15 protein-coding genes and 1 riboswitch are annotated in these 14106 nt (G+C 25.9%); all 15 genes read right to left on the bottom strand.

The genetic code is table 11. From position 1 onward, the window contains the following. Positions 1-31: 31 nt before the first annotated feature. On the bottom strand, positions 32-1585 hold the full coding sequence (gene fliF / locus BLP75_RS09690) for a flagellar basal-body MS-ring/collar protein FliF (protein ID WP_092725651.1): 1554 nt from the start codon (positions 1583-1585) through the stop codon (positions 32-34). Positions 1586-1607: 22 nt separating this feature from the next. After that, positions 1608-1931 carry a flagellar hook-basal body complex protein FliE gene (fliE, locus tag BLP75_RS09685; protein ID WP_092725650.1) on the bottom strand — a complete coding sequence of 108 codons (324 nt, stop codon included), beginning with the start codon at positions 1929-1931 and terminating at the stop codon, positions 1608-1610. Between the two features lie 18 nt (positions 1932-1949). Then, entirely contained in the window at positions 1950-2354 is a 405-nt protein-coding gene (gene flgC / locus BLP75_RS09680) for a flagellar basal body rod protein FlgC (RefSeq protein ID WP_092725648.1), read from the bottom strand. 4 nt (positions 2355-2358) lie between these two features. Then, positions 2359-2682 carry a flagellar basal body protein gene (locus BLP75_RS09675; RefSeq protein WP_092725646.1) on the bottom strand — a complete coding sequence of 108 codons (324 nt, stop codon included), beginning with the start codon at positions 2680-2682 and terminating at the stop codon, positions 2359-2361. Positions 2683-3118: 436 nt separating this feature from the next. Beyond that, a riboswitch (cyclic di-GMP riboswitch) is annotated at positions 3119-3203 on the bottom strand. Positions 3204-3440: 237 nt separating this feature from the next. Then, the gene (locus BLP75_RS09670; RefSeq protein ID WP_092725644.1) at positions 3441-4091 is read right to left on the bottom strand and encodes a hypothetical protein; all 651 of its coding nucleotides are present in this window, start codon (positions 4089-4091) and stop codon (positions 3441-3443) included. A 220-nt stretch (positions 4092-4311) separates the two neighbouring features. Beyond that, positions 4312-5796 (bottom strand): CDP-glycerol glycerophosphotransferase family protein, encoded by a 1485-nt coding sequence (locus BLP75_RS09665; RefSeq protein ID WP_092725642.1) that lies wholly within the window; start codon positions 5794-5796, stop codon positions 4312-4314. Between the two features lie 39 nt (positions 5797-5835). Further along, entirely contained in the window at positions 5836-6582 is a 747-nt protein-coding gene (locus BLP75_RS09660) for a methyltransferase domain-containing protein (protein WP_092725640.1), read from the bottom strand. 63 nt (positions 6583-6645) lie between these two features. Next, on the bottom strand, positions 6646-7293 hold the full coding sequence (locus tag BLP75_RS09655; RefSeq protein ID WP_092725639.1) for an NTP transferase domain-containing protein: 648 nt from the start codon (positions 7291-7293) through the stop codon (positions 6646-6648). Beyond that, positions 7266-7901 (bottom strand): HAD-IB family phosphatase, encoded by a 636-nt coding sequence (locus BLP75_RS09650; protein ID WP_482211626.1) that lies wholly within the window; start codon positions 7899-7901, stop codon positions 7266-7268. Before BLP75_RS09650 ends, BLP75_RS09655 begins: the two co-directional genes overlap by 28 nt. A 253-nt stretch (positions 7902-8154) precedes the next feature. Then, the gene (locus tag BLP75_RS09645) at positions 8155-10392 is read right to left on the bottom strand and encodes a glycosyltransferase (protein WP_092725637.1); all 2238 of its coding nucleotides are present in this window, start codon (positions 10390-10392) and stop codon (positions 8155-8157) included. Positions 10393-10476: 84 nt separating this feature from the next. Continuing rightward, a complete protein-coding gene (locus BLP75_RS09640; protein ID WP_092725635.1) occupies positions 10477-11268 on the bottom strand; it encodes a flagellin N-terminal helical domain-containing protein in 792 nt (263 codons plus the stop codon). A 227-nt stretch (positions 11269-11495) separates the two neighbouring features. Next, complete coding sequence (locus tag BLP75_RS09635; RefSeq protein WP_092725634.1) at positions 11496-11813, bottom strand: hypothetical protein; 318 nt, start codon at positions 11811-11813, stop codon at positions 11496-11498. Between the two features lie 20 nt (positions 11814-11833). After that, a complete protein-coding gene (gene fliD / locus BLP75_RS09630) occupies positions 11834-13471 on the bottom strand; it encodes a flagellar filament capping protein FliD (protein ID WP_092725632.1) in 1638 nt (545 codons plus the stop codon). A 10-nt stretch (positions 13472-13481) separates the two neighbouring features. Next, complete coding sequence (fliS, locus tag BLP75_RS09625) at positions 13482-13865, bottom strand: flagellar export chaperone FliS (protein WP_092725630.1); 384 nt, start codon at positions 13863-13865, stop codon at positions 13482-13484. A gap of 21 nt (positions 13866-13886) precedes the next feature. Continuing rightward, on the bottom strand, positions 13887-14099 hold the full coding sequence (csrA, locus tag BLP75_RS09620; protein WP_092725628.1) for a carbon storage regulator CsrA: 213 nt from the start codon (positions 14097-14099) through the stop codon (positions 13887-13889). Positions 14100-14106: the final 7 nt, after the last annotated feature.

The raw sequence follows: 14106 nt of genomic DNA, 5'->3' as shown, positions 1-14106 counted from the left end.
AATTTCTTTTTCCAAAATAAACTACCACCTTCTAATCATTTAACCACTTATTAATTAACTCTGTTACTTGTTCTGGATTTTCTGAAGCGTAAATTTTAACTTCTTCTTCAAGAGTTATATTTTCATCTTCTTCATCGCCTTCAGAAATTCTATTTTTTTCCATTTCTTCTAACTTCTTATTAATTAGATCAATTTCAGCATCTTCATCGAAGTCTTCATCTAAATTAGCCGCATCTCTCTTCTTAATTACATACATCGCTATTAGTGCAATAACTATTAGTAATAATAATATGCCTACTATGTAGCCTGTTGTTTTTAACACTTTAACAACTCCTTCATCTTCAACCTTGGCATCATTTGCACCATTAAATTCACCAAAGTCCATAGCTACAACTGCAACATCGTCCCCTCTACCTTTATCCATACCTATAGTATTAGAAACCATGTCTTTTACATTTTTAGTAGCTCCTGCATCCAATTTACCATCTATAGCAACAGATGCTGTTATTCTATTTACTTCACCTTGAGCTTTTATTGTTTTTGTTTCTGTTTTACCAACTTCATACTCAGTGTTTTGTTCTTTACTTTCTACCGTTCCCTTTTGGTTGTTACCTGCATTGTTCATATTATTATCTACAGCTCCACCAGTATTTCCTTGTTCAGTAGATTTATTTTCACTTTTTGATTCTTTTACGATTACTTTTTCCGGATCTATTTTTATTTCTGTTTTTTCATTACTATCAAAATTCAAATCAGAATTTACAGTTGCTTTAACTTTTCCTTCTCCAAATATAGGTTCAAGTAAACCAACTATAGATCGTTCTAAATCTTTATTTAGTTCTCTTTCTGCTTTTCTTGCAGTCTCTATACCATTTGATTTTGAAGAATTTATTTTCCCATCTTCATCAAATAGTCCTTCTGATAATAAGTTCATATTTTGATCTATGACTTCAACATTTTGCTTAGGTATATTCATATTGCTTGCTGAAACCAATGACATTATAGATCTTATTTGATTTGGTTCTAAAGACGCTCCTGGTTTTAAACTTATAGATACTGCAGCTGATCCAGGAACATTTTCTTTAGCAAATACAGATTCTTCACCCTTATTTATATGTACTCTTGCATCTTCCACTTGCGGGAAAGTTTTTATTGTTTTTTCAATTTCACCTTGAATCATTCTTTGTTTTTTTATTTGGAATTCTTCATCTGTAAGTCCAAAAGATGAACCTTCATCCATTATTTCAAAACCAGATGATCCATTTTTAATATTATTAGATAATTCAAGTCTTAACTTATCAACTTGATCTTTAGGAACATAAATGCTATTCCCTTCTATTTTTGTTTCAACTTTTTTACTTTCAAGTTCTTTTGTAATAGCTGCTGCATCATTTGTATCTAATCCTGAGAAAAGTACCTTATATTTGCTATCATTAGCATATTTTATTCCAAATCCACCTGCTAAGATAACAGCTATAACACCAATTATTATTGCGATTTTTTTAGTTTTTTTAAGTTCTTTAAATTGACCTGCTTTAGTTGTTATAAAATCTTTTGTATTTTGTGTAATTTCTTTTACATTCATCTATTTACTCCTTGTTAATAGATTACAATTGTACTCTATTAAGCTCTTGATAAGCCTCAAATAATTTATTTCTAACTTCTAGCATAAGTTGCATTGACATTTGGGATTCTTGTACAGATAACATAACATCATGCATCGTTATGTCCTCGCCTTTTATAAGGCTTTCTATACTGTTATTTGCATTGACTTGACTATCATTCACTTTATTTACAGCATCTTTTATAACATCATCGAATTTTAATTTAGAACTTTTTTCATCTACTGTTTTTTCAGTAGTTATAGGATTATTCTTTATGCTATTTGCAAATATATCTGAATTCATCCCAATGCTATTTATAGCTTGCATATAATCACCTCTTTAAAATTATCTTCCTATTTCTAAAGCTTTAGATATCATACTTTTCTGAGCATTTAATGTGTCTATATTAGATTCATAAGCTCTAGATGCAGATATTAACTCTGACATCTCAACTAACAAATCTACGTTAGGGTACTCTACGTAACCTTGTTCATCTGCATCTGGATGGTTAGGTTCATATAGTCTTCTAAGAGGAGATTTATCATCTTCTATAGATACTGTTTTAACCCCTAGCATGCCTAACTTTTCATCATAATTTTCCTCAAAACTAGCTACTTTACGTTTATATGCTCCACCTTCTTCTGTTCTCGTGGTTTTTGCATTAGCTACATTGGATGATATAACATCCATTCTCATTCTTTCAGCTGATAAACCGCTTGCGCTAATTCTCATACCGCTAAAAACACTCATTTAATTACCTCCCTGATATTACACTCTTTGTCATTGCTATTTTTGTATTAGTTAAACTAACTAAGGCATTATATTGGAGAGTTGTAGCAGCTTGATTAACTTTTTCATTTTCTAAATCAACATTATTCTTATCTTCTCTCATTATAGATCCTTCATCTGTTTTAACTTCTATCTTAGCCTCGTCAATTTTGCCTTTTAAAGTATCTTCAAAAGTAACATACTTTCTTTTGTATCCTGGTGTATTTATATTTGCAATATTATTTGCAATAGTTTTACTTCTTAGCTCAGTTGCATCTAAGCCCATTTTCATTAACCCATATATGTTCATAATCAACCTCCTTTTTTATTAAATCTAATTAAAAAAACTACCCAAAAGAGTAGTTTGAATTACTTAGTAATTTTTAACATTGCTAAATCTAAATACAAATTAAACAAAGTTATAAAATCCAATCCTAATCTTTACTGTTATATGTCTATAAAATTTAGTAACACCGTTCATTTACATTTTTTTACTATATACAACATTATACACTTTTTTAAAAGTGTATTCTACATTTTACGATATTTCTGACATTTTTCGTTCGTTTTTTTTCGACATTTTTTTCGACGTATTTTAATTTTTTTCATGAACGTTTTTATCAAAAGTAAAATTTTATAAAGATTTTTGATTTTATAATTTTATTTTTATATTTTTGCATAAAAAAATACCCTTACAAAGAGAGTAAATTTTTTATCAACAATGATAACAAAAAGTTTATTAACCCTTCGGCAGCTGGCTGGCATAGTTTTTTAACCTTAGCCCCTATAGTTTTGCGTCACTAGATTTCTCTAGGTTTGCCTATTAAATTTTTATTTTAATCATATTATTTACACTTATTTGTTTACACTATAGTGTAATTTTTTTCCTACTACTATAGTATAATATATTTCGACTTTTATCAAGGTTTTCTGCTGATTTTCTTATATTTTCATGTATTTTTTCTTATACTGTATCTAAAAATATTTTTGTCTAAATTTATGGTATGTTTTTTAATTTATATACTATAATTAACTTTATAAAATAAAGTTAGTTTTTATTTAAATACTTTAAATCAATATATTTACAATTAAACCAGTTTCCATATCACCCTCTATAAATATAAAATCTAAAGGGTTTAATATTATTTCTTCTTTTATATAATCTATTTGCTCTTTAGTATTTTCTAATTTTGATTCACTTTTTTTGAGAAATTCTTCTAATGATATAAGTTTTGTTTTTTGATGAGAAAGATTTTGCTTTACTTTTTTTATCTTATTAAGTGTATCATTTATTAATGATATGATTTTTTCTTTATCTTCTATATACTGCTCTTTTTGATTTTCATTAATCTCAGATTTATTTTCTAATTCTTTTGCTTTTTTAGTTAACTGCTTTATTTTAATTTTTATATTTCTAGATTCTTTATTTAAATTATTGTTTTCTTGATGATATTTCGATTTTGCATAGTTTAAAGTTTTCTCTAATTCTTCTACATGCACTTCTTGGGATTGAATTAGTGTCATTTTATCCTGTAATCGTCTTTGATCACTATTTATTACTTTTGATTTCATCTTTATTCTGTCATTTGTATTGTTAGATATTTTTTGATCTTTTTTTAATGTTTTATCTTTGATAGGCTGATTATTTGGTTGTAATAATTTAGGACTTATGTTTGCATATAGGGTCACTTGATAAATTTTATTTTTATCTATATTCATATTTATCCTCCTAATAATTTAATTTATAATTTATATCGTATATTTATGATATTGCCCCCCCCCCATAATTTGTAATTTTACTAAATTAATATAAAATTTAAGGCAACCCTAAATTTCTTATTCAGTAGTTGCCTGATAGAGTTCATTCTTATTATATCTTGCAAAAATCAATTATATATACTTTTTTATAATTAAAATTTTAAAATTATAATTCATAATTCTAGATATAAGTAGATATTAATTCTTTTTTTATAGAATTGTGTATTTTATTTCCACAACTTCCATCTCTATTACTTAATGTATATTTTAAAGATTCTAACCTTTTATATTTTTTATCATCATGACCATTTTCTAGCATAGACATAAACTTTTCTAATGACATATCTTCTTTTCCTACTATATAATTTGAAAATATATCAAATACTTTTGAATTATATAATTCTTCCTCCAATCCTATGTCATATATTAAAACAGGCTTTTCTGTTGCCATATATTCTATTAGTACTGAAGACCTATCCGTTATTAATGCATCAGATACCTTAAATGCATTGTAATAGTTAGGTGTTTTATCAATAATAATATTACTTTCATCCTTTACCGAATTAAGAATAGAAATATATCTATCTATGCATTCCGGAGCTTGAGATTTTACATACTCTAATTCCAATGGATGAGGTCTGTAAATTAATCCATATTTAGTATTATTTTTTATAAGTTTAAATACTTCTTCTATTTCATCTAAAACCTTATGCCTACCATTTATTATTTTCATTAAATTTGTTGTCCATAATAAAGTTATTTTATCCTTAAATTTATTATCATATAAATCTTCATCATCGATTTCTTTAAGGGAATTAATTAAAGCATCAAATTTAGGAGACCCCATTGCAAGAAGTCTTTCTTTTGGTATCCCACTTTGTTCCCCAATTATCTCAAATGCAGGAGATTGAACTATAACTTTATCAAAATTTCTTGTAGCTATAAATGAGTAAAACTTTAGATAAAATGAAATAGGATAAGTTCCTGAAATGCCATATGGTATATAAATTAACATATTAGTATATTTTTTTAAATTATAGGAATAATATTGTTCCATAACTCTAGTTGCATTATTACATTCATCATACTGATTATGAATATATATAATATCAGGTCTAATATCTTCTAAATTAAATACTCTATAGTCGATTATAGGTACATAGTCAGGTAATAAATCTCCTTCGTAATTAAATATACTATCAAAAGTATTATTATCCTTTGAAATTAATTTATAATAGGGTATAGGAACAACATAACATTCACACGAATCATCCTCTACTGCAGCTTTCCATACACTCTCCAGGCTATTCCACATAAATGCATTATAAGGCATAAATACAATTTGTTTTTTATGATTTAATCTAACTTTTATATATTCTATTACTTTTCTCAAATCATACATAATGGTATCACATATCGATTCAATATTTAAATTTTTATTTAGATGTATATTTAAAATATTGTTATGTATATCTCTAGCTACGTTTTTAATACTTTCAATACATTTTTTAGACTTTTCCAATTCTTCTATAACTGAACAAATTCCTTGTAATGATATTTCACTCATAAATTCATATTCTGAATTTTTATTATTCTTTATATATAATATGGCTTCTAGTAAAGTTTCTAGTATTTCTATAACTTGCTGATTTTTATTCATTTCCATATAACTCCACCATTTTCTTTATATTAATTTTAAAAACTCTCATCTTTCTAAAATAAAATAATGTCTCTCAGTTTCAGGATACTGCTTCATATCATTTAAAAAGTGTTCATTTTTAGTAACCTTAAATCCATGTTCAATAAGTACTTTAAAAGTGTTTAAATATTCATTAACAGTTCTATATATAACATTATATTCACTGTTTAGATTTTCCGAATAAAATCCTTCTAAAGTTAATCTTTCGTCTATTGCAATAGGACTTGATATATATATAGTTGCATTTTTATCTATAATTTCTAGTAAATTTTCTAAACAAGTTTTCAATTCTTGATCATTAATATACATAGTGACTCCAGCTAAAATCACTTTATTAAATAATTTGTTTTTTTGAACACACTCATTTTTGCTAATATTAATGAAATCACATACTTCAAAATCAAAATTATAGCTTGGGTTTATCCTATTTTTTGCTATTTTCAGTAATTCTTCTGCAAAATCTGTTCCTAGATAGTATTTGCTTTGTGGTACTATAACATCTGCTAACCTACCAATTCCACATCCAATATCTAATACTTTAGAATTACTATCTATTTTAATCTGCGGAATTATATAGTTTCTTTCATATTCTTCTAGAGTATGTACATATTCAGGATTATTATCATTGCATTTTACTGCATTGTAAGGATTATCATCTGTATATTTTTGAGCTCTTTTGTTCCAAAATGATTTTACTTCTTTTTTATTTATTTCTACAATATCTCCATATATTCTAGTCTTTTTTATTTCCATAGTTAATCTCCTTATATCATTAAGTTAATATAAATAATAATTTTCACTTAAATAATTTATACTTTATTTATAATTATTTTTATACCACTTTACGGCATTTTCATATTCTTCCATATTATCAATTTCTTTAAGATTAACATTTATTACTTTCAAAGGTAAATTTGGTGTAATTAATTTGTACACATGGTCATTACCACTATTCATTCTACTTGATAATATCTTTAATAATCCTGTCCACTCATACTTTCCTTCTTCTCTAGAAAATTTAACAGCATATTCTTCATTATTAAAAAACTCCGTTTTTACATAAACAGGTTCTTTTGTATAAGGTAAACAAACCCCTATAGCTTCCTCATCATTTAAAACGAATTTTTCAAATGTTTCAGGATTTAATACCACATCACCATCTACAGATATTACCATCTCATTAGGATATTTTTTGCCTAGAGAAAGGCTTGCTGCTGTTCTTGTTTCCTTATAGGCATGATTAAATACAAAAACTACATCCTTTCGATATGAACAAACAGTATTAATAACATCTTGAGCTTGATATCCTACAACAACACGTATATCATCAAACTTATCCATACATTCAAGTTGTCTTATAATCAAAGGCTTTCCGTCAATGTCAATTAACGCTTTATTTCTATTCAATCCCAATCTAGTTCCCCTGCCTGCACAATTTATAACAATCGTTTTAGAAACTGACATAACTTTTCCTCCTCATAAAATGCATAATCACAAACTTCTAGCACGCTTGGTGCTATAGGTCTAACTCCACCAAATCCAATACCAATATCTGCATACTCTATCATCTTGGTATCATTACTTCCATCTCCAATTGCAACTACAGGTGACTGTATTTCATTTAATACATCTTCTTTTTTTATTATTTTTTCAATAAATTTCACTTGTTCACCATCATAATTTGCTATTGATGAATAATATTTATCACTCATATTTAGTTTTTTCATAAGTTCATTAATCCAAATATCTAAATTTCCAGTTATGATAATACACCTATTTATATTTTGAGATATAAATTTAATCAGTTCATTATTTAATTCAATATTATCTATTATTTCTCGAACCTTACTTATAGGTACATCTTTTAATATTTCAACTCTTTTTGAGAAACTCTCTTCAAATGATAGATTTCCTAACATAGTTTCTTCAGTTATTTTACTAATACTTTCATGAGCTCCAATGTATTTTGATATTTCAGGTAAAATTTCTTGTTTCGTTAATGTTGAGTCTAAATCAAATACAAATTTATATTCACTCATAGCTATTCCTTTGCCATCAAAACAATATACAATATTTTAAGTTTAATTTCAGATATACTTTTTAAATAAATTTAGATAGTAATTACTTTTAAATTTATTACTACAATCTTTATTTAATCAGCATATATTCCATCACATTTTTATATTTTTCAGTTTTGACACAATCCTTTCTTTTTTATTTTATTTATATACTTATAAACTTCACTAAAATATAAATATCAATATTCTACAAATTTATACTTATATATAATAATATATTTTATTAATTTTATACAACCTATACTTACTAATGGATATTTAGTGATTTCAATTTATCGTCTACATCTCTTAATATATCTTCTTCGTCACAAATATTTTTTATATAAGTCAAAAATTTAATTGTTTCATCTTTATCATCTAAAATTTCTTTTATATATGCAAGATTAAAAATTGTATTAATATTTACACAATCTAATAAAAATGATTTTTTTAATATCATTTCCGCCTCTACATAATTATTATCTAATAGATATAAAATAGATTTCATATTTAATATTTCAGGGTCTTCATCATAAATTTCTTCATATTGATTTATCATTATTAATGCTTCATTCATATTCCCTCTGTTTATATTTTTTTCTATAAGAGACTTATACTGTTGTTTAAGTTTTCTAATTTCTCCATTTTCATTAATGACTTTACCAAACTTATCAATTAATATTTCTATAGCTTTTTTATATTCTTTATTGTCTAAAATTAATTTTTTTATTTCTTTTATATAATTTAATGGGTCTTTATCTTTTAGTCTTTGAACTACATTAACTCTAACTACAAACTCATCATCTTTATCTTTTAATAAATACATAATATTCTCATTTGATAAATTGTAATTATATATTTGTCTTATAAAACTATATCTATATGTTGTATACATATAAAATAAATTTTCATATTGTTCTCCATGAAAATTACCATTCATAAATAAAACTTTAGATAAGCAGCTAAGTATATTTAATTTATATAATTTCAATGTGTTAGGTGCTTTTAATAAATAATCATATAATTTTAATATACAATCTGGTTTATACTGAACTATATAATTAAAATACTCTTGCATATGCGAATAATTTATATTTTCCAATAACTCTAATATGTCTATGTTATTATTAATAGCATAATAAATAATGTCACCATAATATGATTGCTTTCCTTCTAATAACACTTCTTTTAACAATTTCTTTGTAAACTTCTCTTCCAATCTTATTCTATTTAATAAGCCATAATTATTATCTATAGATGATAATTCTTTATAGAGTTTTATTTTGTCTGTTTCTGTTATTGTTAATAACATACATTCCAAACTAGACTCTATGTATTTTGTATCTACTATAGATGTTAAATTTTCATTGTATATTCTCGATATTTCTTTTATTTTATTTGTTTTATATAAACTCTTAAATAAAACATCATATATATCTTTTAACTCTTTAAAATCTATTTTTTTAGATGCTTCAACTACATCTTGATATTTTTTCATATAATAATAATTTTTAATTATACTAATTTCAGCATATTTTTTTAATCCTATAGTAATTCCATCAGCATATATACTATTGGCTTGTGTAGATATCTGATAGTTTTCTACTAAATATATGTATTTTTTGTAATTATCTATACTTTCTTCATGTTTATATAGGAAACCTTGACTAACCGCTAAAAAATAATATATATCTATATTTTTATCATCTTTTTTTTGTAAATATTCTATGCATACCTTTTCGCATTCATCAAACTGCTTCAGATCAATATAAAACCTTGCCAAATTTGAGTAAGCATACTCTGGTATACATTCACATTTGCGATATAATTTCATAGCTTTTTCCATGTAATATAATGCTTCTTCTTTTTTATTCATAGCCATGAAGTTTTTACCTAACTGAAAATTTATATATGAATTATTAGAGTTTTTTTTCATTTCTTTTAATAGAATTTTTTCATTTCTTTTAAGTTTTTTATACTTAAAGTCTTCATCTACATACAAGTATCCATAATGATTAAATACAGCTATATTTTTATATACAGGATCTTTGTACATAGGTTGCTCATGTATAGCACCCTCATATCTAAAGTCTTTATTTTTAAATAATCTTAAATTTAAAGATTTACTATAAGAATTACCATCTTCTGAATTTATATTTTTTAATTCTACTGATGCACAATTATATTCTTTATATAATTGTGATTTAAAAAAATCAATCATTCTTTCGCATTCTAGTAGTTCTTCATCTGCATCTAAGATAAGTATCCAATCGCCTTTGGCATAACTTATCGATTTATTTCTCATTTCAGCAAAATTATCATTCCATTTTTCAAAATAAATTTTTTCTGTATACAACTTAGCTATTTCTACACTTTTATCTGTAGATCCAGTATCTAATATTATTAATTCAGTATTAATTTTAGTTCTTATCTTATCTAATGCTTTTAGTGTTTTTCCTAAAAATTTTTCTTCATTTTTTATCATTAATACAATGCTTAGCAACATATTTTTTCCCTTTCACTATTATTAAAGTTAAAATTAAAGAGTAAAGCATATGCTTTACTCCTTAGTTTTAAAACTTTAATAAAATTATCTTAATAATTGAGCTACAGACTCTGGTTGTTGCTTAGCTTGAGCAACCATTGCTTGTGATGCTTGATTTAATATATTTAATTTAGATAACTTAACCATTTCCTTAGCAACATCTACGTCTCTTATTCTTGATTCTGCTGCAGATAAGTTTTCAGTTGATGTAGTTAAATTTGAAGAAGTGTACTCTAATCTATTTTGTACTGCCCCTAATTTAGCTCTTGATTCATTTATAGTTGCTAAGTCAGTAGTTGCTGCTGTAACTACTGCAGCTGCTTTAGCAGCATCAGATACATCTGAAGTTACTGTAGTAGCTAAAGCTCCTACTGAGAATGTTCTTGTCTCACTATTAGCTCCTGCTTGTATTGTTACTGTATTAGCACTAAATACTGTAGTATTGTTAAACTTAGTATCTGAAGCTATCTTACCTATTTCTTTTGTTAATTGATCTAATTCTACTTTTATTTTATCTCTATCAGCAGTTTCTAATGTTGTATTTCCTGCTTGTAGTCCTAATTCTCTCATTCTTTGAACTATATTTCCTGCTTCTTCTAAAGCACCTTCTGCAGTTTGTACCATAGATATACCATCTTGTACGTTTCTATCAGCTTGTTCCATACCTCTTATTTGAGATCTCATCTTTTCAGATATAGCTAATCCTGCTGCATCATCTCCAGCTTTAGTTATTCTTAATCCTGAAGATAATTTTTCCATAGAGTTTCCTGCTAATGCAGTGTTTTTTGACATTTGGTTAGTTGCTATCATAGCATTGATATTAGTGTTTATTCTCATTTTTATACTCTCCTTAGTTTTTTTCGACATCCTTGTCTAATTTTTCATTATTTATTTAGAAATACTTGGCCAAGTATCACTTACAATATTATTTTACGGTTATACTTTACAATACTTTATGTTTTTTTATTATTTTTTTATTATTTTTTTATTATTTTAAAATAATAAAAAAATAATATTATAAGTGTAACTTATAATATTATTTTACGGTTATATGTTTCAGTACTTTATACTTTTACATTAAAAATATTTATTTTTTGTTTTGTAGTGTACATGTATGAACCACTAGCTTTTTTGGATAAATTGTGTTCTCTTATTTCTTGTTTAACTTCTATTATATTCTCACTTATAAGCTTTTTAATAGTTAAATCTATATCCAATATACCATCATCTATTAACATTTTTTTGAATTCTCTATTATTAATTTCTTCTTTTAAAATTTTATCTCTTTTATTTAGTAACTTTTCTAATTCTTCTAATTTATCATCTTCAAACAGCTTTATTATTTCTAGTGATATATTTTTATATATTTTTACATTATTCATATTTTTAATATCCACCTAAATTAACCTTGCATAAAGTAGCTCATTTGAGAATTTAACTTATTCATGCTAGCTTCTAACGCACTAAATTTTTTATATAAAGCATTTTCTTTATCACCCATTTTTCTTTGAAGTGTTTTTAAAGTTTCCGCTTGTCTTTTTAATTGTTCAGAATAAAAATTATTAGCTACAGATGCAGTTTTTTCTATTCCTGCTTTTTTCGCAAAGATAGAAGATGAATTTCCTACATAACCTTTTATGGTGCTTTTCATTTTTTCCATCACACTAGAGCTACCTTTTGCAAACATATCATATACTTTATCTGCATTAGTTTCTAAAGATTTTCTAAACTTATCTTCATTTAATGATATTTGACCTTTTTTGTTGTAATCTTCATGAGATGTAAGTCCCATTTCATTCAATGCTTGCATATTGTCTCCAAATATTGAATTTGTCATGTCATCAATGAATTTTCTCATTTCTTGGTCATTTCTAAGTAACCCTTCTTTAGCTTTCTTTTCCCATCTTTCAATTTCTGCTTCACTCATGTCTTCTTTTTGAGCTTCAGTTAATGGAGAATAATCTTTATTAGTTTTTTGAGTTACAAGATTATACATCTTATCCATCAATTTGTTATAATCTTCAACAAAAGCCTTCATATTATCTATTACAGGTTGTACATCTTGTTTTGAAGTTAATTCTACTACTTCACCAGGCTTAGCAGAATGTAAATTATAAGTTATACCATCTATCGTAAATGAATTTGAGTTTTTATCAATTGGAGCATCTTTAATTTCATTTCCGTCACTTCCATAGATTTTAATATCAGAATCCGTTCCTGTAAATTTTCCATTTAAATCTTTACCACTTAAATTTAAAAAATCTAATGAACTACTAGTTGTTTTACCATCATCTCCAACAATCATAAAACCATTACTAGAGCCAGTCTTTTTACCTTCTAGAGTAAATGTGCCTGTCATTTCGCTATATGATGCTTTAACTTCACCATTAGTTGCATCATTTATTTTTTTCATCAAACTGTCTATTGTATCTGCAGCTTCTTTTACAACTTCTTTTTCCTCTTTGATTATATTTCCATCTGCATCTTTTACTGGATTCCCATCTACATCTACTTTATCAACTAGCACTTTTTCCATGACAGGCTCAGTTCTAATAGTTATGGATTTCGATATTTCGCCTTCTCCATCTCCATATTTAATTTTAAATATAGTTTCTCCAGCTAAACCTAAGTCTTCTAAACTACTCTCTTTTTTTATTGTTTTTCCATTAGTAGCAGTCGATGAACTGCCTTTGCCTGCACTTGCAAGCTTATTTACTTCAAATTTATAATTTACAGGATTTGCACCAGCACTTCCAGTCGCTGTTATTATATTTGAATTAGAACTTGAAACAGTTAAAGTATTCCATGATCCAGAGCTTACTATAGAATCTTTAGATGTTAACGAAAAGTACTTATCATTAAGTGTTTGTATATCTTTTATAACTTCTCTATATATTTCTTGTTGCCATTTTATAGTTTGTTCTTTTTGTTTTACCTTATCGATTTTATTTTGCTCACCCTTAAGCATTTCTTTTATCGTAGAATCTGTATCCATACCAGTTGCTAGGCCTGGTAATCTTATACCGCTTACACTTGACATAATATTCCCCCTATTTTCCAGTTTTTATTTTTTTATCTACTTCATGCCACATATCTCTTACATCTTCTATTACAGGAAGTATGTTGTCTATAATTTTCACATCTTTTTTTATATTGGCTTTAATTAGTTCGTTTTTTATAAATTCATATACATTATACAAGTCTTCCATATGGTTCCCTGAACTTTTATCCATAGTTATCATAAGTTCTAAAAATATATCTTGAACTCTAATTAATTCCTCATGTGCTCTAGCCATATTTTTTTCTACTATAGCAATTCTAGCTACTTTTGTATATTTAACAGCTCCGTCTAATAGCATTAATAATAATTGTTCCTTAGATGCCATGTTTACTGAATTTTGTTTATATGCATTGTATGGGTTTGCCGTATACATAACTTTCTCCCTCACTTTTACTTACTTAAATAACTTTAAAATATCATCTGCTTTTGTTATAGCATTTGAATTTTCATATTTTACTTTTTCATATACTTCTTTTCTAAGTATAGTTTTTTCTTTCGGAGCATCTATTGCGATTTTGACACTTCCATCATCTACTTTTACTATTTTTATTTCTATATCATCCCCTATTAATAGAGATTCTCCTTTTTTTCTAGTAATTACTAACATTTTTTCA

Origin of the sequence: Romboutsia lituseburensis DSM 797, assembly GCF_900103615.1 — a bacterium.
GTDB lineage: Bacteria > Bacillota > Clostridia > Peptostreptococcales > Peptostreptococcaceae > Romboutsia_F > Romboutsia_F lituseburensis.
This window is presented reverse-complemented; position numbering and strand designations above follow the sequence as displayed.